The organism is Streptomyces sp. NPDC048521 (assembly GCF_043199855.1).
Taxonomy (GTDB): domain Bacteria; phylum Actinomycetota; class Actinomycetes; order Streptomycetales; family Streptomycetaceae; genus Streptomyces.
Window position 1 is genome coordinate 160321 of record NZ_JBICWR010000007.1, and the last position, 25248, is coordinate 185568.

The 25248-nt window shown below is 70.7% G+C and carries 20 protein-coding genes; 7 read left to right on the forward strand and 13 right to left on the reverse strand.

Annotated elements, in window-relative coordinates; translation table 11 throughout:
- From zwf to ACGFRF_RS18750, 4 genes are all read left to right on the forward strand, one after another.
- On the forward strand, positions 1–1539 hold the full coding sequence (gene zwf / locus ACGFRF_RS18735; RefSeq protein WP_393741183.1) for a glucose-6-phosphate dehydrogenase: 1539 nt from the start codon (positions 1–3) through the stop codon (positions 1537–1539).
- Positions 1536–2612, forward strand: a complete 1077-nt coding sequence (gene opcA / locus ACGFRF_RS18740) for a glucose-6-phosphate dehydrogenase assembly protein OpcA (protein WP_393741185.1) — start codon at positions 1536–1538, stop codon at positions 2610–2612. The genes zwf and opcA overlap by 4 nt, the downstream gene beginning before the upstream one ends.
- Positions 2609–3391, forward strand: coding sequence for a 6-phosphogluconolactonase (gene pgl / locus ACGFRF_RS18745; RefSeq protein ID WP_393741187.1), 783 nt, complete (start codon positions 2609–2611; stop codon positions 3389–3391). Before opcA ends, pgl begins: the two co-directional genes overlap by 4 nt.
- 177 nt (positions 3392–3568) lie before the next feature.
- Positions 3569–4066, forward strand: coding sequence for a lamin tail domain-containing protein (locus ACGFRF_RS18750; RefSeq protein WP_393741189.1), 498 nt, complete (start codon positions 3569–3571; stop codon positions 4064–4066).
- A gap of 56 nt (positions 4067–4122) precedes the next feature.
- Here the strand turns inward: ACGFRF_RS18750 and ACGFRF_RS18755 are convergent, their stop codons facing one another.
- From ACGFRF_RS18755 to ACGFRF_RS18775, 5 genes are all read right to left on the reverse strand, one after another.
- Positions 4123–4962 carry a carbohydrate ABC transporter permease gene (locus ACGFRF_RS18755; protein ID WP_393741191.1) on the reverse strand — a complete coding sequence of 280 codons (840 nt, stop codon included), beginning with the start codon at positions 4960–4962 and terminating at the stop codon, positions 4123–4125.
- A 22-nt stretch (positions 4963–4984) separates the two neighbouring features.
- Positions 4985–6337, reverse strand: a complete 1353-nt coding sequence (locus ACGFRF_RS18760; RefSeq protein WP_393741193.1) for an ABC transporter permease subunit — start codon at positions 6335–6337, stop codon at positions 4985–4987.
- A gap of 11 nt (positions 6338–6348) precedes the next feature.
- Entirely contained in the window at positions 6349–7677 is a 1329-nt protein-coding gene (locus ACGFRF_RS18765) for an ABC transporter substrate-binding protein (RefSeq protein WP_393741195.1), read from the reverse strand.
- A 41-nt stretch (positions 7678–7718) separates the two neighbouring features.
- Positions 7719–9341, reverse strand: a complete 1623-nt coding sequence (locus ACGFRF_RS18770) for a glycoside hydrolase family 13 protein (protein WP_393741197.1) — start codon at positions 9339–9341, stop codon at positions 7719–7721.
- A 169-nt stretch (positions 9342–9510) separates the two neighbouring features.
- Positions 9511–10782, reverse strand: a complete 1272-nt coding sequence (locus ACGFRF_RS18775) for an ABC transporter substrate-binding protein (RefSeq protein ID WP_393741199.1) — start codon at positions 10780–10782, stop codon at positions 9511–9513.
- 127 nt (positions 10783–10909) lie between these two features.
- Here ACGFRF_RS18775 and ACGFRF_RS18780 point away from each other — a divergent pair, with 127 nt between their 5' ends.
- From ACGFRF_RS18780 to ACGFRF_RS18790, 3 genes are all read left to right on the forward strand, one after another.
- Positions 10910–11425, forward strand: a complete 516-nt coding sequence (locus ACGFRF_RS18780; protein WP_393741201.1) for a PadR family transcriptional regulator — start codon at positions 10910–10912, stop codon at positions 11423–11425.
- Positions 11422–12174 carry an ABC transporter ATP-binding protein gene (locus ACGFRF_RS18785; protein WP_393741203.1) on the forward strand — a complete coding sequence of 251 codons (753 nt, stop codon included), beginning with the start codon at positions 11422–11424 and terminating at the stop codon, positions 12172–12174. The genes ACGFRF_RS18780 and ACGFRF_RS18785 overlap by 4 nt, the downstream gene beginning before the upstream one ends.
- Before the next feature lie 241 nt (positions 12175–12415).
- Positions 12416–14698 (forward strand): FtsX-like permease family protein, encoded by a 2283-nt coding sequence (locus tag ACGFRF_RS18790; RefSeq protein ID WP_393741205.1) that lies wholly within the window; start codon positions 12416–12418, stop codon positions 14696–14698.
- 149 nt (positions 14699–14847) lie between these two features.
- Here ACGFRF_RS18790 and pgi read toward each other — a convergent pair whose 3' ends face one another.
- From pgi to ACGFRF_RS18830, 8 genes are all read right to left on the reverse strand, one after another.
- Positions 14848–16500 carry a glucose-6-phosphate isomerase gene (pgi, locus tag ACGFRF_RS18795; RefSeq protein WP_393741207.1) on the reverse strand — a complete coding sequence of 551 codons (1653 nt, stop codon included), beginning with the start codon at positions 16498–16500 and terminating at the stop codon, positions 14848–14850.
- A 73-nt stretch (positions 16501–16573) separates the two neighbouring features.
- The gene (locus tag ACGFRF_RS18800) at positions 16574–17842 is read right to left on the reverse strand and encodes an MFS transporter (RefSeq protein ID WP_393741209.1); all 1269 of its coding nucleotides are present in this window, start codon (positions 17840–17842) and stop codon (positions 16574–16576) included.
- A 122-nt stretch (positions 17843–17964) separates the two neighbouring features.
- Positions 17965–18300, reverse strand: a complete 336-nt coding sequence (locus ACGFRF_RS18805; protein WP_003957010.1) for an RNA polymerase-binding protein RbpA — start codon at positions 18298–18300, stop codon at positions 17965–17967.
- Positions 18301–18515: 215 nt separating this feature from the next.
- Positions 18516–18746, reverse strand: coding sequence for a preprotein translocase subunit SecG (gene secG / locus ACGFRF_RS18810; RefSeq protein WP_393741529.1), 231 nt, complete (start codon positions 18744–18746; stop codon positions 18516–18518).
- A gap of 102 nt (positions 18747–18848) precedes the next feature.
- A complete protein-coding gene (gene tpiA, locus ACGFRF_RS18815) occupies positions 18849–19625 on the reverse strand; it encodes a triose-phosphate isomerase (protein ID WP_393741211.1) in 777 nt (258 codons plus the stop codon).
- A 5-nt stretch (positions 19626–19630) separates the two neighbouring features.
- A complete protein-coding gene (locus tag ACGFRF_RS18820) occupies positions 19631–20842 on the reverse strand; it encodes a phosphoglycerate kinase (protein ID WP_393741212.1) in 1212 nt (403 codons plus the stop codon).
- A gap of 134 nt (positions 20843–20976) precedes the next feature.
- Positions 20977–21984: a type I glyceraldehyde-3-phosphate dehydrogenase gene (gene gap / locus ACGFRF_RS18825; RefSeq protein WP_393741214.1), complete on the reverse strand. Its 1008-nt coding sequence runs from the start codon at positions 21982–21984 to the stop codon at positions 20977–20979.
- 297 nt (positions 21985–22281) lie between these two features.
- Complete coding sequence (locus tag ACGFRF_RS18830; protein ID WP_393741216.1) at positions 22282–25236, reverse strand: M14 family zinc carboxypeptidase; 2955 nt, start codon at positions 25234–25236, stop codon at positions 22282–22284.
- Positions 25237–25248: the final 12 nt, after the last annotated feature.

The following is a 25248-nucleotide window of genomic DNA, read 5'->3' on the forward strand; positions in this document are numbered from 1 at the left end:
TTGTCACCCGTTTCCGGTTCCGGAGCGAACCCGCTTCGTGACCCGGCCGACCGACGGCTCCCGCGTATCGCGGGGCCGTCGGGCCTGGTCATCTTCGGTGTCACGGGCGATCTGTCCCGCAAGAAGCTGATGCCCGCGGTGTACGACCTCGCCAACCGGGGTCTGCTGCCGCCGGGCTTCTCGCTGGTGGGCTTCGCCCGCCGCGACTGGGAGCACGAGGACTTCGCCGAGGTCGTGCACGACGCGGTCAAGGAGCACTCGCGCACACCGTTCCGCGAGGAGGTCTGGCAGCAGCTCATCCAGGGGATGCGCTTCGTCCAGGGCACCTTCGACGACGACGAGGCCTTCGAGCGGCTGCGCGCCACCATCGAGGAGCTGGACAAGGCACAGGGCACGGGCGGCAACTTCGCCTTCTACCTGTCGGTGCCGCCGCGCTCCTTCCCCGTGGTCATCCAGCAGCTGAAGAAGCACGGTCTGGCCGACCAGTCGGGCGGTTCCTGGCGGCGCGCGGTGATCGAGAAGCCGTTCGGCCACGACCTGAAGTCGGCCGAGGAGCTGAACAAGGTCGTGCACGAGGTGTTCGAGCCGGACCAGGTGTTCCGCATCGACCACTACCTCGGCAAGGAGACCGTCCAGAACATCCTGGCGCTGCGTTTCGCCAACACGATGTTCGAGCCGATCTGGAACCGGTCCTTCGTGGACCACGTGCAGATCACCATGGCCGAGGACATCGGCATCGGCGGCCGCGCCGGCTACTACGACGGCATCGGCGCCGCCCGTGACGTCATCCAGAACCATCTCCTGCAGCTGCTCGCGCTGACCGCGATGGAGGAGCCCGCCTCCTTCGGCGCGGACGCGCTGGCCGCGGAGAAGACCAAGGTGCTCGGTGCCGTCCGGCTGCCGAAGGACCTCGGCCGCGACACCGTGCGCGGTCAGTACGCGGCCGGCTGGCAGGGCGGCGAGAAGGTCACCGGCTACCTCGAAGAGGACGGCATCGACCCGAAGTCGAAGACCGACACCTTCGCCGCGGTCAAGCTGGAGATCGACAACCGCCGCTGGGCGGGCGTCCCCTTCTACCTGCGCACCGGCAAGCGTCTGGGCCGGCGCGTGACGGAGATCGCGGTCGTCTTCCAGCGTGCCCCGCACTCCCCCTTCGACCACACGGCGACGGAGGAACTGGGCCAGAACGCGATCGTCATCCGCGTCCAGCCGGACGAGGGCATCACGGTCCGCTTCGGCTCCAAGGTGCCGGGCACCTCGATGGAGATCCGGGACGTCTCCATGGACTTCGCCTACGGCGAGTCCTTCACGGAGTCGAGCCCGGAGGCGTACGAGCGCCTGATCCTGGACGTGCTGCTCGGCGACGCCAACCTCTTCCCGCGCACGGAGGAGGTCGAGCTGTCCTGGGAGATCCTCGACCCGATCGAGGAGTACTGGGACACGCACGGCAGGCCCGCGCAGTACCCGTCGGGCACCTGGGGTCCGGCCGAGGCGGACGAGATGCTCGCACGAGACGGACGGAGCTGGCGCCGGCCATGAAGATAGACCTGACCGACACCACCGCCGGCGAGATCAACAAGGCGCTCGTCAAGGGACGCCGCGCCATCGGCACCCCCGCCGTCGGCATGGTCCTCACCCTCGTCATCGTCACCGACGAGGAGAACGCCTACGACGCCCTGAAGGCGGCCAACGACGCCTCGCGCGAGCACCCCTCGCGCACACTGGTGGTCATCAAGCGGGTCTCGCGCACCCCGCGCGACCGCACCTCCTCGCGTCTGGACGCCGAGGTCCGGGTGGGCGCGGACGCGGGCACCGGCGAGACGGTCGTGCTCCGCATGTACGGCGAGGTCGTCGACCACGCCGACTCGGTCGTCCTGCCGCTGCTGCTGCCGGACGCGCCGGTCGTCGTCTGGTGGCCGGTGAACGCCCCGCTGGATCCGGCGAAGGACCCGCTGGGCGCGCTCGCCCAGCGCCGGGTCACCGACACCTATGCCGCCGAGCAGCCGGTGCGGGAGCTGTCCGCCCGTGCCGAGGCCTACACCCCCGGCGACACCGACCTGTCCTGGACCCGGATCACGCCGTGGCGCTCGATGCTCGCGGCGGCCCTGGACCAGGTCACCTGCGAGGTGCGGGCCGTGGAGGTGGAGGGCGAGGAGTTCAACCCGAGTTGCGAGCTGCTGGCGATGTGGCTGGCGGACCGGCTGGACGTCCCCGTCAAACGCTCCCTCTCCTCCGGTCCGGGTCTCACGGCCGTGCGCATGGAGACCAGTTGCGGTCCGATCACCCTGGACCGGGCGGACGGCTCGCTGGCCACGCTCACCATCGAGGGCCAGCCGGCCCGCGCGGTGGCGCTCAAGCGGCGGGACACCGCCGAGCTGATCGCGGAGGAACTGCGCCGGCTGGACCCGGACGACACCTACGCGTCGGCGCTGCGCTACGGCGTGGAGCGGCTGAACTCCGTTCCCGAGCAGTCCTCGAAGGATGCGGCCGAGTCCGCCGCCGAGCCGGTCGCCGAGCCGGAGCCGGTCGAGGAGGCCGCGAAGGCGCCCGCGAAGAAGGCCGCTGCCAAGACCGCGAAGAAGGCACCGGCGAGGAAGGCGGCGGCGAAGTGAGCACTCCGCAGCTGGTCGTCCACCACGACAAGGAACTGATGGCACAGGCCGCCGCGGCCCGCCTGATCACGAAGATCGTGGACGCGCAGGCCTCCCGGGGCAGCGCGTCCGTGGTCCTCACCGGCGGCCGCAACGGCAACGGCCTGCTGGCCGCGCTGGCCGCGGCGCCCGCCCGGGACGCCATCGACTGGGGCCGTCTCGACCTGTGGTGGGGTGACGAGCGCTACCTCCCCGAGGACGACCCCGAGCGCAATGTCACGCAGGCCCGCGAGGCCCTGCTGGACTCCGTACCGCTGGACCCGGAGCGCGTGCACGCCATGCCCGCCTCCGACGGCCCGTACGGCGCGGACGTCGAGGCCGCGGCGGAGGCGTACGCGACGGAGCTGGCGAAGGCGGCCGGGCCGGAGAACCACGGCCCGGTGCCGACCTTCGACGTCCTGATGCTGGGCGTCGGCCCGGACACCCATGTGGCCTCGCTCTTCCCGGAGTTGCCGGCCGTGCGGGAGACCGAGCGCACGGTGGTCGGCGTGCACGGTGCGCCCAAGCCGCCGCCGACCCGGATCTCCCTGACCCTGCCGGCGATCCGCGCGGCCCGTGAGGTCTGGCTCCTCGCGGCCGGTGAGGACAAGGCGGAGGCCGTGGCCATCGCCCTGTCGGGTGCGGGCGAGATCCAGGCCCCGGCGGCGGGCGCGTACGGCCGCGCCCGCACCCTGTGGCTGCTGGACGCGGCGGCGGCTTCGCAGCTGCCGCGGTCGCTGTATCCGCCGGCTTCGCCGTGACGAACCCGCCACCGTGACGAACGGGGGCGGCGGGGGATGACTCCCTTGCCGCCCCCGTCGCGTCGGTGACTCCCCCTCAGTCAGGCTCTTCACATTTTCCGCACCATACGTACATGTACTGGTCATCTTTTGTGTAAGCTCCTGGCCGCACCATTCGCATCATCGAGGGGGGACCTCATGCGCATACGCTTCGCGCTGGCCACCGCTGTCACCGCCGGAACGCTCGCCGTCGTCGTCGCGAGCCCGGCCCAGGCCACCGAATACTCCTCCGCCCTGAAGATCAAGGGCGCCCAGTACGACGCACCGGGGCGGGACTCCAACAACTGCCGTACCGGCAACAGCAAGAGCGAGTACGTGACGATCAAGAACTACTCGCGGACCGCGACCGTCAACCTCAAGGGCTACGTGGTCAAGGACACCACCAGCAGCAACCGGTTCACCTTCACCGCCAACCACTACCTCCAGCCCGGCGACTACGTGCAGCTGCGCGGGGGTCACGGCACCGACTCGGACGCCAAGAACGTCGTCTACCGCCAGAACTGCAACTTCATCTGGAACAACGACAAGGACACGATCTACCTGTACAAGCCGTCCGGTTCCCACGCGGACACCCACGCCTACACCAAGTCCCGCGACGACCGGGACGGCAACGGCTACATCACCTTCCACGGCTGACGTTACCGAAGGCGGCCGGGTTCCCGGCCGCCTCTGCGGGGGTCACGCGGGGTCGGTCACTTGACCGAACCGGCCATCACGCCCTGGACGAAGTGCCGTTGGAAGGCGAAGAACACGACGACCGGCACGATCAGGGACAGGAAGGCCCCCGGGGCGAGGACGTCGATGTTGCTGCCGAACTGACGGATCTGCGACTGGAGTTCGACGGTGAGCGGCTGGGACGAGCTGTCGGCGAAGAGCAGCGCGACCAGCATGTCGTTCCAGACCCAGAGGAACTGGAAGATGGCCAGCGAGGCGATGGCCGGACGGCCCACGGGCAGCACGAGACGCGTGAAGATGCGCCATTCGCTGCCGCCGTCCATCCGTGCCGCCTCCAGCATCTCCTTCGGTATCTCCGCGAAGTAGTTGCGGAGCAGGAACACGGCGAACGGCAGTCCGTACGCCACGTGGAAGAGGACGACACCGGGGATCGTGCCGAACAGGCCCAGCCGGCCGAAGAGTTTGGCCACCGGCAGCAGGCCGATCTGCACCGGCACCACCAGCAGGGCCACCACCAGCAGGAAGAGCGGCTCCCGGAACGGGAAGTCCAGCCAGGCGAAGGCGTATCCGGCGAGGGCCGCGATGACGACGACCAGGGTGGTCGCCGGCACCGAGATCAGCACGGTGTTCCAGAAGGCCTGGGTGATGCCGGAGTTCTTCAGCAGCGCCGAGTAGTTGTCGAAGGACAGCTGGCCGGGGCTGGCCAGGGCCGTCCACCAGCCGCCCTTCGCGGTGTCCTGGGCCGAGCGCAGAGAGGACAGGAACAGTCCCGCCAGCGGGGTCAGCCAGACCAGGCCGATCACCACCAGGAAGGCCTGCACCAGGCCGCTGCCCAGGCCCCGCCTGATCACGTTCATCGCTGACTCCTCATCGCTGACCTCATCGCTGACTGCTTCGGAAACGGCGGACGTTGAACACCATCGCGGGGATCACCAGGAGCAGCAGGAGCACACCGAGGGCGCTGCCGAGGCCCTGGTTGTTGCCGCCGCCGAAGGAGACGAGCCACATCTGGGTCGCGAGGACGGTGGCGTCCTCCTGCACCGGTCCGGGCGCGATGATGTAGACCAGGTCGAAGACCTTCATCACGTTGATCACGAGGGTCACGAAGACCACGGTGAGCACGGGCGCGAGCAGCGGGACGGTGATCCGGCGGAAGATCTGCCACTCGTTCGCGCCGTCCATCCGCGCCGCCTCCAGCGTGTCCCGGGGGAGCGTGGCGAGGCCCGCGCCGATCAGCACCATCGCGAAGCCCGTCCAGATCCAGAGGTAGGCGCCGATGATCGCCGGTGTGACGAGGGCCGGCCCGAGCCAGGAGATCCCCTGGTACGGCGCGGCGAAGTTGGCGGCGGGCAGCTTCACCGTGTACGAGCCGTCGTCGAGCCCGGAGAAGCGGAAGGAGCCGTCACCGGCGGTCGTCGTGCTCGCGACCGTCCTCCCGTCCCGGACCGCCTCGACCTTCATGCCGGGCAGCCCGCTCTCCCGCCGGTCGACCCTGCCCTGCTTGCCTCCGCCGCCGGGGGTGAAGTCCAGGTAGACGACACCGCGCAGCTCGTCGGGGGCGGTCTTCGCCGCGGCCGCCGGGAACGCCGGGGAGGCGTTGCCGGGCAGGTCCTTGGGCAGGACGCCGACCATGGGCAGCGTCACCGAGCGGCCCGTCGCCGCGGTCGTGCCGTAGGAGCCGTCCCGGTCCTGGGTCAGCAGGCCCTGGCGGCCGCGGGCCGTCGGGTACGTCGACGTCCCCGTGAAGGCGTCGTGCACGGAGACCACGGCCGCGTTGAGGACACCCTTGTCCGGGTCCTCGTCGTAGGCGAGCCGGAAGATGATGCCGGCGGCGAGGAAGGACACCGCCATCGGCATGAAGAGGAGCAGCTTGAACGCCGTGGCCCAGCGGACCTTCTCCACCAGCACGGCCAGGATCAGGCCGAGGCCGGTGAGCAGGGCCGGGGCCACGACGACCCAGATGGTGGTGTTGCGGATGGCCTTCAGCGTGGCCGGGTCCCGGAACATCTCGGCGTAGTTGTCGCCGCCGACGAACCGGGTGCCGGAGGCGTCGAAGAAGCTGCGGCCGACGGAGAACAGCACCGGGTAGACGACGAGCGCGCCGAGCAGGAGCAGCGCGGGGAAGACGAAGAGCAGGGCGATCAGCCGGGCGCGCCGCCGGCCGCGGCGCCCGCGCGCCACGCCGGCGGCCCGCGGGGCCGCCTGCTGTTTCAGGAGTGTGCTGGCGGTCATGGTGCTGCCGCTCAGCCTCGGTAGGCCTTGGCCGCCGCGGCTTCGAGCTCGGCCGCGGTCCCCTTCGGGTCCGACGGGTCGCGCAGGAAGTCCTGGAGCAGCTTCCACTCGCCGGTGCCCTTGGTGCCGCCGAAGGCCGCCGGAGCCTGGTCGGACATGTCGAAGCGGACCGAGTCCCCGGCCCCGACGAGGGACTTGGCGGTGGCGCGGGTGACGTCGTCCCCGTACTGGGCGAGGTCGAGCTTCTTGTTCGGCGACAGGAAGCCGCCCGCCTTCGCCCACACGGCCGCCGCTTCGGGAGTGGCCAGGTACTCCAGGAGCTTCATGCCGGCCTTGGCGTTCTTGGCGTCCTTGAGGACGACCGCCGCGTCACCGCCGCTGACGACCGGTGCCGTACCGCCGTCGACCGCGGGGAAGGGGAAGAAGTTTGCGTCCTTGCCGATGGTCCTGCCGAACTGGTCGTGGGCGACCCCGGCGACGAAGTCGCCCTCGTAGACCATGCCGGCCTCGGGCTTGGGCCCGAACACCTTCTCCACCGAGCCCGGGAAGTCGGTGTTCAGGGCCCCCTTCTGACCGCCCGCGATCAGCTGCTTGTCCTTGAAGAGCTTGCCGAGGGTGGTGAGCGCCTTGACGACCGAAGCGTCCGTCCACTTGAGCTTGTGCGCGGCGAGGGCGTCGTACTTCTCGGGTCCGGCCTGGGAGAGGTAGACGTTCTCGAACCAGTCGGTGAGCGTCCAGCCGTCCTGTCCGGCCACGGCGAAGGCGGCGAGGCCGGAGTCGGAGACGGTGTGCCCGGCGGTCAGCAGCTCGTCGTACGTCTTCGGCGGCTCGATCCCGGCCTGGGTGAGCGCCTCGGGGCTGTACCAGACGGTGGACTTGTGGGCGGCCTTGAAGTAGAGGCCGTAGAGGGTGCCGTCGACGCTGCCGTACTTCTTCCACACGGGCGCGTAGTCGGCGTCGATGGTCTGCTGGGCGGTCCCCGAGAGCGGCTTGAGCCAGCCCTTCTTCGCGAACTGCTGGAGCACGCCGACCTGCGGGACCATCACGACGTCGGGTGCGTTGCCGCCCTCGATCTTGCTTCCGACGACCGTGGAGACGTTGTCACCGGTGGAGACGAACTGGGTCTTGGCGCCGGTCTTCTCGGCGAACGCGTCCAGCACCTTCTGGAAGTTCTTCTGCTCGCTGCCGGACCAGACGCCGGCCACGGTGACCGTCTGGCCGCTGAGCGCCTTGTCACCGCCGCCCGCGGAGACCGGGCCGCCGCCACCGCAGGCGGTGGCACCGAGAGCCAGGGCGAGCGCGGTGCAGCTGGTGAGCAGGGTGGTACGTCGACGCATCATCGTTGATGTCCCTTCAGGGGGATGGGAGTGGACGGATCGGGTCAGAGGTCGTTCAGCCACCAGGCCGCCGTGGAGCCGGGCAGGACGCCGGCCGGGCAGGGGCCGCTGGAGAGCAGGGGGGTGCCGGGGACCGGCGCGGGCGTGGGGGCCGTACCGAAGTTGACGGCGCAGACCAGGCCGTCGCCGCGGACGAAGCCGAGGACTCCCGGCGGGGTGTCCAGCCAGCGCAGCGTGCCCTCGCCCAACTGGGGCAGGGAGTGGCGCAGTTGCAGTCCGTCGCGGTACAGGTGCCAGAAGGAGCGGGTGTCGGCGAGCGCGCGCTCGGTGACGTACTCGGCGAAGTACTCCGGCTGCGGCAGCCACGGCTTGGCTCCCTCGGTGCCTGAGGTGAAGCCGAACGGGGACGCCTGCCCGGACCAGGGCAGCGGCACCCGGCAGCCGTCGCGGATGCGGGCGCGGCTGCCCGTGCGGTGGAAGATGGGGTCGGTGAGCACGTCGTCGGGCAGGTCGACGACCTCGGGCAGGCCCAGTTCCTCGCCCTGGTAGATGTACGCGGCTCCGGGCAGCGCCAGCATCAGCAGCGCGGCGGCGCGGGCGCGGGCGGCGCCGAGGCCGCTGCCCTCGGTGGCGGGTTCGCCGTAGCGGGTGACGGTGCGGACCTGGTCGTGGTTGTTGAGGACCCAGGTCACGGTCGAGCCGGTGCCGGCTATGTCCTGCATGGCCTCGGAGATGACCTTGCGGAAGGCGTCCGGGTCCCAGGGGGCGCCGAGCAGGTCGAAGAAGAAGGCCTGGTGGAGTTCGTCGGGGCGGACGTAGAGGGCGTGTTCGCGGGCGGTGGGGACGGAGACCTCGCCGACGAGGAGGCGTTCCCGGCCGTCGCGTTCGGTGTACTCCTCGCAGGTGGCACGCCACTGCCGCCACACGTCGTGCACCTCGGGCTGGTTCCAGGCCAGCGGGTTGACCGAGTCGCGGGTGCGGGCGTCGGCCTCGGGGTCGTCCGAGTCGGGCAGCCCCGGGTGCTTGTACAGGCCGGCCGCCACATCGATCCGGAAGCCGTCCACGCCCCGGTCCAGCCAGAAGCGCAGGATGCGGTCGAACTCGGCGGGGATCTCGGGGTTGCGCCAGTTCCAGTCGGGCTGCTCGGGCGTGAACATGTGCAGGTACCACTGGCCCGGGCGGCCGTCGGACTCCGTGACCCGGGTCCAGGCCGGGCCGCCGAACATGGCGTGCCAGTTGTTGGGCGGCTCGCTGCCGTCGGGGCCGCGGCCGTCGGCGAAGTGGAAGCGGGCGCGGGCCGGGCTGCCGGGCGCGCTGTCCAGCGCCTCGCGGAACCACGGGTGCTCGCTGGAGCAGTGGTTGGGGACGATGTCGAGCAGCACCTTGATGCCGAGCCGCCGGGCGGCCGCCATCAGCAGGTCGAACTCGGCGAGGTCACCGAAGACCGGGTCCACGCCGCGGTAGTCGGCCACGTCGTAGCCGTGGTCGTGCTGCGGCGAGGGGTAGAACGGGCTCAGCCAGATGCCGTCGACGCCGAGCTTCTTCAGGTACGGAAGCCCGGCGCGGACGCCGGCCAGATCGCCGATGCCGTCGCCGGTGCTGTCCAGGAAGCTGCGGACGTACACCTGGTAGATCACCGCGTCGCGCCACCAATGATGCCTGTTCAACCCTGTGGACCTGTCTCTGAAGGGGGGCTGTTATGCATGCATGTTAGGTAGGCGTCGCGCGAGGGTGTCAATGAGATGAACAGAGGCTACCGGCCAGTTCACCGTGCAAAACGGGGCACTTCACGCCAAGAAGAACGCAGTCGTGATGGCGGCGTTACTTAACAAGTAACTAGCGACGGGCGATGGCGTCCAGCTCGCGCGCCAGCCGGCGCACGGCCTGCCCGGGCGTCTGGCGCCCGGTGAGCGCGTCCTGGACGACCGCCTGCACCACCAGGCTGACCTGGTCGTAGTGCGCGCTCTTGGGGCGCGGTGCGGCGGTCAGGACGGCGGTGCGCAGGGTCGGCAGATAGGGGAACCGCCGTACGAGCGCGCGGTCTTCGTACAGCGCGGCGCGTACGGGCGGCAGCGCGCCCCGGGTGAGCACCTGGCGCTGGACGGGCTCGCTGGTGAGGTAGGCGATCAGACGCGCGGCGGAGTCGGGGTGCCGGGCATGGCTGTTGACCGCGAGGTTGGAACCGCCGAGGACGCTCGTCCCGGGTCCGTCGGGCCCGGGCAGCGGTACGGCGCCGATCCTCCCGGCGACCGCGGACCCCTTGGCGGAGGCGACGGCGTAGGCGTAGGGCCAGTTGCGCAGGAAGAGCAGCTTCCCGTCCTGGAACGCCTGCTTGGACTCCTCCTCCTTGTACGTGAGCGCCTGTCTCGGGATCCAGCCCTCGCGGATGCCGCGGGCGAGGAAGCCGATGCCCTCGCGGGCGGCGGCCGAGTCGACGGTGACGCGGGTGCCCTCGGCGCCGAGGATCGTGCCGCCCGCCGAGTAGACGGCCTCGGCCGCGTTCACGGTGAGGCCCTCGTACGGCAGGAACTGGCCCGCGTAGCCGCCCAGTCCGTACTTCGGCGCGACGGTCTTCGCATCGTGCTCCAGCTCGGCCCAGGTGCGCGGCGGGGGCACGCCCTCCTCGGCGAGGACGTCCTTGCGGTACAGGAGGAGTCCGGCGTTGGTGACGTACGGGACGGCGTACAGGCGTCCGTCGTAGGTGGCCGTGTCCACGACCGGGGGCAGGAAGCTCCGCAGCGGGAAGCGGTCGCGGGGCAGCGGGCGGATCCAGCCGGCTGCCGCGAACTCCGAGGTCCAGTTGACGTCGATGTTCAGGACGTCGAAGCGGCCGCGGTCGCCGCCGCGCAGGTCGGTGGTCATCTGCGCGTGGGTCTCGTCCGCGGAGTCCGGCAGCTCGACCAGCGTGACCTTCTCACCGGGGTGGGTGCGGTTCCAGCCCTCGAGGAGCGGTCCGAGATAGCCGGTGAGATCGCCGGCGGTGGCCAGGGTGAGGGGGCCGCGGCCGGAGGCGCCCGCCTCGTCGGCCCGCGCGCCGGAGGCGACGTAGCCGGCCATGACCACGACGAGAACGAGGAGGCCCCTACCGGCGGCGCGTATCCACCGCATAGGTTCCTCCCTGAACACGTACACAGGCTCCGGGCGCCCTCGCCGGGAGTCAGAGGCCATGTATACCTGTTAGGTATGGGCGATACTAGGGCCTGGAGCACATTGAGCAGACAGGAGGACAGCACGCGTGCGCCTGCCCCTCCTGGCACTCCTCGCCCGCGGCCCGGCCCACGGCTACGAGCTGAAGCAGGACCTTGAGCAACTGCTGGGCTCCGCGTACCCTCAGCCGAACGTCGGCCAGATCTACGTCACCCTCGGCCGCCTCGAGAAGTCGGGACTGATCGAGGGCGAGGACGTCGAGCAGTCCAGCCGACCCAACAAGAAGGTCTACCACCTCACCGACGCCGGGCGGGAAGCGCTGCACGCCTGGTTCGAGGAGACCGAGGACGAGCCGCGGGTGCGGGACGAGTTCTTCATGAAACTCGCCGTCGCCCCGCAGACCGGTCTCGCCGACCAGATCGCCCTCATCAACAGGCAGCGGCGCCAGTACCTCAACACCATGCGCAACCTGTCGAAACTGGCCGCGGCCGAGAACCGGGACAACAGAATCGCCCATCTGCTCATCGAGGGCGCGATGCTGCACCTGCAGGCCGACCTCGACTGGCTGGAGCGGTGCCAGGAGGAACTGGAGGAGCTGGAATGAGCGACGGCTCTGCCGCTCCCCTGCTGCGCGCCGAGGGACTGGTGAAGACCCACCACGGCGAGGGCGCGCCCGCGTGTGCCGTGCGCGGGGTCGACCTCGCGGTGGCGCGGGGCGAGTTCGTGGCGATCACCGGCCCGTCCGGTGCGGGGAAGTCGACGCTGCTGCATCTGCTGGGCGGGCTGCAGCGGCCGGACGAGGGCAGCATCTGGCTCGACGGGCGGTGCACGGACTCCTTCAGCGAGGCCCGCTGGGCCGTGGAGCGGCGCAAGGCCATCGGGATCGTCTTCCAGTTCTTCAACCTGGTGTCGAACCTGTCCGTCGCCGACAACGTCGAGCTGCCCGCCCTGCTGGCCGGCGTCCCGCCGAAGAAGGCCCGCGGCGAGCGCGAGGCCCTCCTCACCGAGCTGGGCCTGCAGGGCAAGGAACGCAGCATGCCCGGCGAGCTGTCCGGTGGCGAGCAGCAGCGGGTCGCGCTGGCCCGGGCCCTGGTCAACCACCCGCCGCTGCTGCTCGCGGACGAGCCCGCCGGCAGCCTCGACAGCAAGGGCACCCGCGAGGTGATGCGGCTGCTGTCCCGCTTCCACGGGCGCGGCCAGACCATCGTGCTGGTCACCCATGACGCCCGGCTGGCGAGCGCCGCGGACCGGGTGATCAGCTTCTTCGACGGCCGCATAGCCGACGACGCCGCCCTGGACGGCGCGCCCTCGCGCCGCGCCGGCGCCGCCGGTGTGCTGGAGCTGAGGGACTGATGGCACGGCTGAAGACACAGCTGCCGGCTCAACCGACGGCAGGGCCGGTGGCTCAGCCGGCAACACGGGTGGTCATTCAACCGGCGCTACGGCCGGTGGCTCAGCCGGTAGCACGGCCGGCGGGGCATCCGGCTGTGGCGGCGGGGCGTGCGGCCGCGGAGCATGCGGCCGGTGCCGTGGCGGGGCATGCGGCGGCGGCCGGTGCCGTGGCGGGGTCTTGCGGGACGAGGGGCTGAGGCACGTGCGGGCCACTCTGCGCTGGGCGCACTCCGATCTGCGGACGCATCGCGGCGAGGCGCTGTTCCTGGTGCTGGCCACCGCCGGCATCGTCGCCTCCCTGCTGCTGGCCACCGCCCTGTTCGGCTATGCCACGAACCCCTGGCAGCGGGTCTTCACCCAGGCGCGCGGAGCCCACGTATGGATCCACACCGTCCCGTCGGCGGACGCCCGCGAGCTCGCCCGGCTGGACGGCGTCGAGGCGGTGGCCGGCCCCTACGCCACCGAGTCCGCCACCGTCTCCGCACGCGGCACCCGCGCCTCCGTGGAGCTGCGCGGCACCCCGCGCCTGCCCTCCGTCGGCCGCCCGCTGCTCACCGCCGGGCACTGGCTGGACCCGGCCGAGCCGGACGGCGTGGTGCTGGAGAGCGGCCTGGCACGGGCCCTGCTGGCCGAGCCCGGTGACACCCTCACGCTGCCCGGCACCGCCCGCACCCTCACCGTCGAGGGCATCGCCGAGAGCGCCGAACCCCACTACAGCCCGGGTGAGCAGCCGGGACTGGTGTGGGCCCTGCCGTCCGCCGTGCGCGCCCCCGGCGGCCAGGTGACCGGGCTGCGGCTGGGCGATCCGGCCGACACGGACTACGCGGTGCAGCGCGCCGTCACCGTGCTGGGCGCGGGCGCCGTCGGCGAGGTCTCCACCTGGCAGCAGGCGCGTTCCGAGGCACAGGGCGACAACCGGCTGCTGGGTCAGGTGCTGGGGTTGTTCGGTCTGGGCGCCCTGATCGCCGCGGGGTTCGCGGTGCACGGGGCGATCGCCACCCGCATCCGTGGGCATCTGCGGGACCTCTCGGTGCTCAAGGCGATCGGCTTCACGCCCGGCCAGGTGGTGCGGGTCTTCCTGCTCCAGCACCTCGCGTACGCCCTGCTCGGCTCGGTGGTGGCGGCGGCGCTGACCGAGGCCCTGGGGCGCCGGGTCCCCGGCCGGCTCGGGGACGCCGTGGGCGTGTGGCAGGGGCTGCCCGGGCACACCCTGGCGTTGTGCGCGGTGCCCGTGGGGACGGTGCTGTTCATCGGCCTGACCACGGGGCTCGCGGCCTGGCGGGCGGGCCGGGTGCCGCCGGTTCCGGTGCCGCGTCCGTCGGCCACGGCGGGCGGGCGGCTCACCGGCCTGGCCCGGCGGGCGCTGGGGCTGCGGCTGCCGGCCGCGCTGGTCCTCGGCTGCCACAAGGCGTTCGCGGGACGCGGCCGGTCCCTGGCGTCCGTGGCCCGGTTGACGCTGCCACTGGTCCTGATCGTGGTGGCGCTCAGCGCGTGGACGACGATCGACCGCTTCCACAGCAGCCCCGAGCGGGTGGGCCTGCCGACCGCGCTGACGGTCCGCTCGGACGACGCCGCGGACCCGGCCGACGTGCGGAGCCTGCTGACCCGTGACTCCCGGGTCACCGCCGCCTACCCGGGTGTCGAGGTGGCCGCGCTGGTCCCCGGCCAGACCGGCACCATCGCCCTGCGCGGTATCGGCACCCGCGGCGAGCCCTACCCGTACGCGCTCGCCGAGGGCCGGGCCGCGCGCGGACCGGACGAGGCGGTGGCCGGCCAGGGCCTGCTGGACCTGCTGGACGCCCGGGTCGGCGACTGGGTGCGGATGACAGTGGGCGACCGGCCGCAGATCCTGCACATCGTCGGACGCAGCATCGAACCGCAGAACGCCGGCCGGGTGGTGACGACCTCCCTGGACACCCTCCGCGAGAACGACCCCGGGCTGTCCCCCGCCTTCTACGAGCTGCGCCTGCGGCCCGGCGCCGATGCGCACCGCGTGGCCGCCGCACTCACCGCGGCCGGCCAGGGCCGCCTGGACGTGCACCCCGTGACCAACCCCGCCGACGGGCTGTCCTCGCTGCGCGCGGTCGTCGCCGGGCTGATCGCCGTCCTGGCCCTCATCGGCCTGGTCGAACTGCTCACCGCGATCGGCGGCAGCGTCCGTGAGGGCGAGCGGGACGTGCTGGCGCTCCGGGCGATCGGCATGTCCCCGCGGCAGATCACCGCGATCACCGTCACGGCGATGAGCTGCACGGCCCTGGCCGCGGCCGTCGCCGGTACGGCGCTGGGCCTGCCGCTGGCCCGCCGGCTGATCGACGCCCAGGGCAGCTCCAGCGGCCTCGGCGCCGGGATCGCCCAGTCCCCCTCGCCCGGGCCGCTGCTCCTGCTGGGCGCGGCGGCCGTGCTGGGCGCGGCGGCACTGGCCGCGCTGCCCGCGTCCCGCGCGGCGCGCAGACGCCTCGCGGACACGCTGAGCGCGGTGGCCTGAGCCGGCGGCCCGGCCTCCCGCCGCGGCCACCGCGGTGAGTCCCCGCGCCTCGTGCGTGCCGCCCCTGGATCAGCGGGACCTCGGGGATCGGCGAAGAGGACGCACAGGTACGGTCACCGCGGCGGCCGCCGGGCGGACCTGGTCGCGGGTCAGCCGCGGCCGCGCAGCTCCCGGTACTTGGCGACCAGCGCCTTGGTCGACGCGTCCAGGCCGGGTACCTCGGCGCCCTCGGTCAGGGCGGGCTCGACCCGCTTGGCGAGGACCTTGCCGAGTTCCACGCCCCACTGGTCGAAGGAGTCGATGTTCCAGACCGCGCCCTGCACGAACACCTTGTGCTCGTAGAGGGCGATCAGCTGGCCGAGCACGGACGGGGTGAGTTCCCTGGCCAGGATGGTCGTCGTCGGCCGGTTGCCCGGGAAGGTCTTGTGCGGGACCAGCTCGTCCGGCACCCCTTCCGCGCGGACCTCCTCGGAGGTCTTGCCGAAGGCGAGCGCCTGGGTCTGGGCGAAGAAGTTGGCCATCAACAGGTCGTGCTGGGCCTTGAGTTCACCGCTCAGCTCGGCGACCGGCTCGGCGAAGCCGATGAAGTCCGCCGGGATCAGCTTGGTGCCCTGGTGGATCAACTGGTAGTAGGCGTGCTGTCCGTTGGTGCCGGGCGTGCCCCAGACGATCGGGCCGGTCTGCCAGTCGACCTGCTTGCCGTCGCGTGCCACGTACTTGCCGTTGGACTCCATGTCCAGCTGCTGCAGGTACGCGGTGAACTTGGACAGGTAGTGGCTGTAGGGCAGGACGGCGTGCGACTGGGCGTCGTGGAAGTTGTCGTACCAGATGCCCAACAGGCCCAGCAGCAAGGGCACGTTGGCCTCGGCGGGCGCGGTGCGGAAGTGGTCGTCGACCAGGCGGAACCCGTCCAGCATCTCCCGGAAGCGGTCAGGACCGATCGCGATCATCAGGGAGAGGCCGATCGCCGAGTCGTACGAGTACCGGCCGCCGACCCAGTCCCAGAACTCGAACATGTTGGCCGTGTCGATGCCGAACCCGGCGACCTTCTCGGCGTTGGTCGACAGGGCCACGAAGTGCTTGGCCACGGCGGACTCGTCACCGAGCGCGTCCAGCACCCACGTGCGGGCGGAGGTCGCGTTGGTGATCGTCTCGATGGTGGTGAAGGTCTTGGAGGCGATGATGAACAGCGTCTCGGCCGGGTCCAGGTCACGGGTGGCCTCGTGCAGGTCGGCGCCATCCACGTTGGAGACGAAACGGACCGTCAGTTCGCGGTCGGTGAAGCTGCGCAGTACCTCGTAGGCCATCGCGGGGCCCAGGTCGGAGCCGCCGATGCCGACGTTGATCACGTTCTTGATGCGCTTGCCGGTGTGGCCGGTCCACTCGCCCGAGCGGACCCGGTCGGCGAAGCCGGCCATCTTGTCGAGGACCGCGTGCACCTTCGGCACCACGTTCTCGCCGTCGACCTCGATCACGGCGTCCCGCGGGGCACGCAGCGCGGTGTGCAGCACGGCCCGGTCCTCGGTGACGTTGATCTTCTCGCCGCGGAACATGGCGTCCCTGAGGCCGAACACGTCGGTCGCGGCGGCCAGCTCGCGCAGCAGCCGCAGCGTCTCGTCGGTGACCAGATGCTTGGCATAGTCGACGTACAGGTCACCGACCTGGAGCGTGTATGCGTCGCCGCGCCGCGGATCGGCGGCGAACAGGTCCCTGAGATGGGTGTCGGCCAGCTCCTCCCGGTGCTTGGCGAGAGCGGTCCATTCGGGCGTCTGATTGAGCCTGGTACGGCCGTCTGCGTTCATTTCCGACTTCAGCCTTCTTTCCTGCACCTGTCCTGCTGCGTACCTTGCCCCGCTGCCCTCCCAACCTAATTGATCAGCCCGCACGACGAGCGGTGGCGGCGCTGTCCTGGTGGACACCAACAGATACGTCCGGCTTGCCTGCCGGTATCAGCGCGGTGACGGACAGGACGAAGAAGGCGGCGGCGAGCAGGGGCGGGGTGCCGGCGCCCCAGGCGGTGGCCGCGGCGCCGCCGAGCAGTGCGCCCAGGGGTGCCCCGGCGACCGCGAGGGTGCGGAACGCGGCGGCCACCCGGCCCACCATCCCGGCGGGGGTGCGCTGCTGCATCAGCGTCGTGGTGTTCACGTTCCACACCATGCCCATGACGCCGAACACCGCCATGGCGGCCACCAGGGCGGGCAGACTGCGCACGGTGCCCATGACGACCAGCGCGCCGGTCTGCACCGTTCCGGCGAGCAGGACGGCCCGGGTGCGCCCCAGCCGGGTGACCAGCCGTCCGTTCACGGCGGCTCCGGCCAGGCTGCCGACCGTGTAGGCCGTGGTCGCCGCCGCGTACCCGCCGGTGCCGCCGTGCAGCGGGCCCGTGATCAGGACCACCAGGGTGGCGACCAGGGCGCCGACGCCGATGTTGCACAGGGCGGTGGCGGCGCACAGGTTACGCAGGGCCCCGTCGCGCCACAGGGCGCGCAGCCCGCCGACGATCTCCTGGCGCAGGGTGCTGCCCGCCGGTCTCGGCTCCCGCCCGGGCGCGCCCGTGCGCAGGGAGGCGACCAGGGCGGCCGCCAGCAGGAAGGTGGCCGCGTCGGCCGCGAACGGCGCGGCCGTTCCGGCGCCGAGCAGCAGCGGCACCGCCGGTGCCCCGAGCAGACCGCCCGCGACCCGCTGCCCGGTCATGAGGCGGGCGTTGGCGCTCCCGAGGGCTTCAGGGCCCACCAGGGCGGGCAGCAGGGCCGTGGCGGCGTTGTCGAAAAGGGTCTCCAGCGCGGTCAGCGTGAAGGCCAGGGCGATGAGCAGGGCGATCGAGGCGTGCCCGAGGGCCACGGCGGCCGCGAAACCGGCGACGAGCAGCGCTCGTACCGCATCCACCGTCCACATCGCGCGCCGCTGGTCGACGCGGTCGGCGACCGCTCCGCCGAACAGGCCGAAGACGATCCAGGGCAGATGACCGCAGGCGGTCACGGAGGCGATGAGCAGGGGCCGGTCGGTCAGCGAGGCCGCGAGCAGCGGCAGCGCGGCTCTGCGCAGCGCGTCACCGAAGCTGGACAGCACGGCGGCGCTCCACAGCCGCCCGAAGCCACCGCCCCACGCGGGCGCACACCGCTCCCCCGTCCCGACCGCCGTCACAACTCCCCCTCCGGTTCCCGCGTTCACGAAAACCGTAGAGGGCACCACTGACAATCGGTCGGCCCCGAGGGGCGGATACGGCTCCGGCCAGGCGCCCGCAGGCACCCGGCCGGTGAGAAGTCCTAGATCTCGCCCCGCAGTTTGGCGAGCGCCTCGGCGAGGATCGCCTCGCCGTCCGCGTCGCTGCGCCGCTCCCGTACGTACGCGAGGTGCGTCTTGTACGGCTCCGTGCGCGGCGGGTCCGGCGGGTTGTCCCGGTCCTGACCGGCCGGGAAGCCGCAGCGCGGGCAGTCCCAGGTGTCGGGAACCTGAGCGTCGCTGGCGAAGCTCGGCTGCGTCTCATGCCCGTTGGAGCACCAGAAGGAGATGCGCAGACGCGGCGCGGACTCGCCGCGCTCGGCCTCGCCCATCGGCCCCGCCCCGACCCGGCTTCCTCGGATCGCGTTGCCACTTGCCACGGTCGTAACTCCCTGCGTGATGGTGCCGCGAAGCGAGTCGGCGTTCCGCTTCGCTGCGAGCGCCTCAGTCTACGTAAGGCCCAACGCGCGTCCAGTGATTGGAGTTACAGCCCCCACACGTAGACGCAAGCCCCATGATAGGCCGCGCTCCGGAGCGCGTACCGAACATGGGGCCTTCCGTACGGAATGTGCGTGATGTACGTGCCGTTCGGGCGTCAGCTGTTCGTCTTCATCAGCATGGCGAGGACGATGATGCACGCGAACCACAGAAGGCCGATCACGATGGTGATCCGGTCGAGGTTGCGCTCGGCGACCGAGGAGCCGCCGACGGACGACGCCATGCCACCACCGAACATGTCGGAGAGGCCGCCACCCTTCCCCTTGTGCATCAGCACCAGCAGCATCAGCAGCAGGCTGAAGACGATCAGGGCGATCGAGAACCCCAAAACCACGGCTGGACCAACTTCCTCGGATACGGATGGACGACGGGGGCGCAGCACGTCGGCTGTGCCCCCGCCAGGGTACGACGGATCGTGTCTAGCGCATACTCACTGGTCGCGGAAGCGCACGATCTTGACGAACTCGTCGGCGTCCAGCGAGGCGCCGCCGACCAGGGCACCGTCGATGTCGGCCTTGGCCATGATCTCGGCGACGTTGCCCGACTTCACGGAGCCGCCGTACTGGATGCGGACCTTGTCGGCCACGTCCTGGGAGTACAGCTCGGCGATCTTGCCGCGGATGGCGGCGCAGACCTCCTGGGCGTCATCGGCGCCGCAGACCTTGCCGGTGCCGATGGCCCACACGGGCTCGTAGGCGATCACGATGGACTCGGCCTGCTCGGCCGGAAGGTCCTTCAGGCCCCCCTCGACCTGGGCGAGGGTGTGGCTGACGTGGTCGCCCGCCTCGCGGACGTCCAGTTCCTCGCCGACGCACAGGATCGGGGTGAGACCGTGCTTGTAGGCGGCCTTGACCTTGGCGTTGACCACCTCGTCGGTCTCGTTGTGGTACTGGCGCCGCTCGGAGTGACCGATCACCACGAACGTGCACTTCAGCTTGGCCAGCATCGGCCCGGAGATCTCGCCGGTGTAGGCGCCGGAGTCGTACTGCGAGATGTCCTGGGCGCCGTACTTGATCCGGAGCTTGTCGCCGTCGACCAGGGTCTGCACGGAGCGCAGGTCGGTGAAGGGCGGCAGGACGGCGACCTCGACGGCCTCGTAGTCCTTGTCGGCCAGGGCGAAGGCGAGCTTCTGGACGTGCGCGATGGCCTCGAGGTGGTTGAGGTTCATCTTCCAGTTGCCCGCCATCAGCGGCGTGCGCGTGCTCATCAGGGTCAGTCCTCCAGTGCGGCGAGGCCGGGGAGCGTCTTGCCCTCGAGGTATTCGAGGGAGGCGCCGCCACCGGTCGAGATGTGGCCGAATGCGTTCTCGTCGAAGCCGAGCGTACGCACGGCCGCTGCGGAGTCACCGCCGCCGACGACGGTGAAGCCGTGCGAGTCGACGAGGGCCTGGGCGACCGCCTTGGTGCCCTCGGCGTAGTCGGGGTGCTCGAAGACGCCCATGGGACCGTTCCAGAAGACGGTCTCGGCGTCGGCGAGCTTCGAGGCGTACAGCTCTCGGGTCTTCGGGCCGATGTCCAGGCCCTCCTGGTCGGCGGGGATCTTGTCCGCGTCGACCACGGTGTTCTCGGTCGGCGCCTTGGCCTTCAGGTCCGGGAACTCCCGGGACACCACGACGTCGACGGGGAGTACCAGCTCCACGCCCTGCTTCTCGGCGCGCTCCATGTACTCCTCGACGACCGGGACCTGGTCCTCCTGGAGGAGGGAGATGCCGACCTCGTAGCCCTTGGCCTTGAGGAAGGTGTACGCCATGCCGCCGCCGATGAGCAGGCGGTCGGCCTTGCCGAGCAGCTGGTCGATGACGGCGAGCTTGTCGGAGACCTTGGCGCCGCCGAGCGCGACGACGTAGGGGCGCTTGACGTCCTCGGTGAGCTTCTTCAGGACGCCGACCTCGGTGGCGATGAGGTAGCCGGCGTAGTGCGGCAGCCGGGCCGGGAGGTCGTAGACGGAGGCGTGCTTGCGATGCACGGCGCCGAAGCCGTCACCGACGTAGACGTCGGCGAGGGCGGCCAGCCGGTCGGCGAACTCGCCCCGCTCGGTGTCGTCCTTCGAGGTCTCGCCGGGGTTGAAGCGCAGGTTCTCGATGACCGCGACCTGGCCGGGCTGGAGGCCGTCGACGGCGTCGTGGGCGGCGGGGCCGACGGTGTCCTGGGCGAAGGCGACCGGGGCGCCGAGCAGTTCACCGAGGCGCTCGGCGGCGGGCAGCAGCGAGAAGGCGAGGTCCGGGGCGCCCTTGGGGCGGCCCAGGTGCGAGGCGACGATCACCTTGGCGCCCGCCTCGGCGAGGGCCTTGACGGTGGGCAGGACGGCGCGGATGCGGCCGTCGTCGGTGATCGTCCCGTCGGCCAGCGGCACGTTGAGGTCGGCGCGGACGAAGACCCGCTTGCCGCTCACGCCGTCGGCGAGAAGTTCGTCGATCGTCTTCATGGGGTGGACTCCTGAGGAGGGCTCGTGGTGCACCTGATCGTAAAAGGACGTGGTCCGTACGTGGGACAGGGCCCGGACAGCGCGACGGTGCGCTGCCCGAGCCCTGCTCTCACTTCAAGGTCCTGCTTCGGCGATCAGAGCTGGTTGCCGACGAAGACCGTCAGGTCGACGAGGCGGTTGGAGTAGCCCCACTCGTTGTCGTACCAACCGATGACCTTCACGTTCTTGCCCTCCTGGACCATGGTCAGGGAGGAGTCGAAGGTGCAGGACGCCGGGGAGTTGACGATGTCGGAGGAGACGATCGGGTCCTCGGTGTACTCGAGGAGGCCCTTCAGCTCGCCCTCGGCGGCCTTCTGGAAGGCCGCGTTGATCTCTTCCTTGGTGACCTCGCGGGACAGCTCGAGGACGAGGTCGGTGACCGAGCCGGTCGGGACCGGGACGCGCATGGCGATGCCGTCCAGCTTGCCCTTGAGCTGCGGGAGGACCAGGGCGGTGGCCTTGGCGGCACCGGTGGTGGTCGGGATGATGTTCTCGGCGGCGGCGCGGGCGCGGCGCAGGTCCTTGTGCGGGAAGTCGAGGATGCGCTGGTCGTTCGTGTACGCGTGCACCGTGGTCATCAGACCCTTGACGATGCCGAAGTTCTCGTCGAGGACCTTCGCCATCGGGGCCACACAGTTGGTGGTGCAGGAGGCGTTGGAGATGACGTTGTGCTGCGCCGGGTCGTACTTGTCCTGGTTGACGCCCATCACGATGGTGATGTCCTCGTCCTTGGCCGGAGCCGAGATGAGGACCTTCTTGGCGCCGCCGGCGAGGTGCTTGGCGGCGTCCTCGCGCTTGGTGAAGATGCCGGTCGACTCGATGACGATGTCGACGCCCAGCTCGCCCCACGGGATGTCGGCCGGGTTGCGCTCGGAGAGCACCTTGATGGTGTGGCCGTCGACGGTGATGGTGTCGGCGGTGTGGGAGACCTCCTGCTTGAGGCGGCCCAGGATCGTGTCGTACTTGAGCAGGTGCGCCGTGGTCGCGGTGTCACCCAGGTCGTTGACAGCCACAACCTCGATGTCTGCACCCTGCTCCAGCAGCGCGCGGAAGTAGTTACGGCCGATACGGCCGAAGCCGTTGATGCCTACGCGGATCGTCACGAACCGATCTCCTCGTTGGTACGCCGGCCATGCGGTGCCGGCGAGCTGTATTTGGGATGTCCCCGACCACCCCCGACCCTACCTCTCTGAGGCCCCCGAGGTGACATCGAGATGCCGCATAGAGGGCAGGCGGTCCGTACCCGCCAGTAGGGGTACGGACCACCAGGGATCGACAGTGGCTTCACTCGTATTTGTTACGGAATGCGTCCCCTTATCGACGCCGTTGTCACTCGTTCGTGAGCGGGTCGGCTCACCTGTCGACTACCCGTTGCGTGCACCGTTGAGAGGGGGTTCCGCTCACCTGTCGAGTGAGGCGAACGCCTTCCTCAGCAAGGCGGCCCGATCGGCCGCCGACAGCACCTGTTCGAGGCCGAAACCGAGCAGCACCGTGTCGTCCGTGGCGACCGCTCCGTACGTCTGGAACAGGGTTCCGGTGCGCGCCCAGTCCTTCAGGACCGCCGGGCTGCCCGCGGGCGGCCCGGCCGGCTTCCAGGCGCCCAAGGACGACTCGAAGCCCTCGGTCTCCTTCACCGTGCCGCCGACGACCAGAGAGGCGTCGTCGACGAGGACGCCGTGCCCGCCGCTGCCCGGGTCGGTGACGTAGCTGATCGAGACCTCCACCGACTTCCCGGCATAGGCGCTCAGGTCGAAGCCGACCTGCTGCCAGCCGGTCGAGCTGCCGGTGAGGCTGTTCCACGAGCCGGTGCTGCCGGTCCCGGTGCACGCGTTGCCCGACAGCGTCAGATAGTGCTCGAGCCACGGGTGCTCGCCGATCAGGAACCCGGCCCCGCACTCGGCCGGCACGGCCGTCCTCGTGGCGCCCGAGACCTCCGGCAGGGTCGTCCAGTCGTCGGCGCCCACGGTGTGCGCCTCGACCACCGCGTGGTCGTAACCGGGTTCGGTGTCCCACAGCAGCCGGGCGCTCAGGGCCGGCTTGCCGGCGGCGCCGACGCCCGTGAGGTCGATCGTGCGCGTCAGGCGCTTGTAGGCGTCGTCGGTGTGCACCGCGGCGGCCATGGCGGAGCCGGCGTACGGCCCGTACGGGTTGACGGTGCCGGCGAACCGGCCCGCGCCGGCGCTCTCGAACTGCGGGTACGTGGACGACGGCAGCTCGTCGGAGGTGACGCCGTAGGTGCCGGCCTCGTCGAGCGGATTGCCGGGCGCGTCGCCGAGGGCACCGGTGAAGCCGTCGAGGGCAGCGGAGCCGGTGAAGCCGGTGGCTCCCTCGGTCGACGTACGGCTGTAGGCGCCCAGGTAGTACTGGCTGAAGTCGTCCGACGGAGTGCCGTCGCCGAGATCGACGCTGCCGCCGGCCAGCTCGCCGGCCTCGATCAGCCTGCCACCCTCGTTGAGGTAGGCGCGCAGCTGGAGCTGGGTGGGGTTGGCGGGACCGTTCGCTCCGGAGTAGTGCACCACCGTCCGGAAGTACCTCAGCACGCCGAGCGCGTCCGGCACGCCCTGAGTGGCCACGTCCCACACGATCGCCCGGTGCCCGGCCGCCTTCAGCGCGTCCACGTACGTCCGCGCCTGCGTGGCGGCCGTGCCCTCCTCGGCGACCACGAGGGTGTCCGCCCCGGGCCGCTCGGCGACGGTGTAGGTGAAGTGGCCGCCGGTGACCTTCTTGCCGGTCTTCGTCTCACCGGTGAACCACACCTCGACCTTGTCGCCCGGCGCGCCGTCCCGCACCTCGGCCCGGTACTCGTCGAAGTAGAGGTCGTCCTCACCGCCGTAGGTCTCCCCGCCCTTCCAGGGCTTCAGCGCCTGGTCGCGCGTACGGCCGCCGTTGACGCGGTACTTCAGCTCCTTGTCCCGGATCGCCTTGCGGACGACGACCGAGACCTCCTGGTCCGCGCCCCGGGAGTACGACGTGGAGAACGCGGCCGGGGTGAAGTCGGCGGCGCTCAGGCCGACCGAGGAGGCCGGCTTGTCCGGGTGTACGGCGGTCTCGGCTACGGAGAGCGCGAACGGGATGTTCTTCTCGAACTCCTGCTGGATCAGCTTCTCGTCGTCGGGGAAGTTGAAGACCGACTGGCAGTCCGCGGGCCTCCAGGCGTCGTTCGGGTCGATGTCCGACGCGGTCTGGCAGGTCGACATCTCGGGGGTGAACATCGCCATGCCGTTGACGTTCGACGCGTGGCCGTCCGCCTCGCCGTTGGTGGTGTACAGCTCCGAGGAGACCTGCGGGTGGTAGCCCGGGACGGCCGAGTTGCCGGGGGTGCCGGCGAGCGCCTTGTACAGCACGTCGTCCGGGGTCGGGGTCGCCACCTGCCAGCCGACGCCGTAGAGGAGGAGTTCGGCGGCGGAGTGGTAGTTGATGCCGTAGGTGAAGCCGATGCGCTTCTCGAAGGCGTCCAGCGCCCGGGTCTCGGGCTCGGACGCGGGGCTCGCGCCGCGGTAGGTCTGGCTGGTGGGGTTGGGGGACGAACCCTCGTCGTCGTAGCCCCACTTGTAGGCGAAGTTGCGGTTGAGGTCGACGCCGTCGCCCGTGCTGATGGCGCCGTCGCCGTTGACGTCCCGCAGGTTCTTGCGCCACAGGCGGGTGCCGGAGTCCTGGAAGGTGTAGTCGTAGCCGTCGGGATTGGCCGAGAGCACGAACCACAACTCGGTCGAGTCGACGATCTTCCGCACGCGCTTGTCGGTCTTGTAGTGGTCAAGGTAGTGGTGCAGCAGCCGCCGGGTCATCTCCGGCGTGATCCACTCGCGCGCGTGCTGGTTGGACAGGTACAGCACGGACGGCTTGGAGCCGTCCTTCGACTTCTTCGCGTTCTTGGTCAGTTTGAGCGCGAGGATGTCCTGGCCGTTGATGGTCCTGCCGATGGACTCGACCTTGGTGAGGCCGGGGTTGGCCCGGGCGGTGCGCAGGATCTCCTCCTTCAGGCCGCCGCTGCCGCCGTAGGGCCGGAACACGCCCTGGGAGGCGTCCTGGACGCGCCCCTCGGCCTTGGCGGACAGCGTGTGCGCGGTGAGGTGGACGCCCTGGTTCTTGAGCTTTCGGGCCTGCTTGTCGGTGAGGTAGACCTCGACGGTGGTCTTCCCGTCCCCGGTCACCCGCTCGCCGAGTTCGTGGCCGTCCTGTCCGGCCTTGAGGAGCAGGGGTACCTGCTGCTTCGTGACCTCGGCGCGGAAGACCTTGACCTCGTCGGGGTCGGACGCGGCCGCGGTTGGGCTCTGTGCCTGGGCGATGGGCGCAAGGCTCGCTCCCGCGACGAGAAGCGCGCCGACAGCGAGGATCGATCTCGCTCTGTGTCTCATGAACCCCCCTAC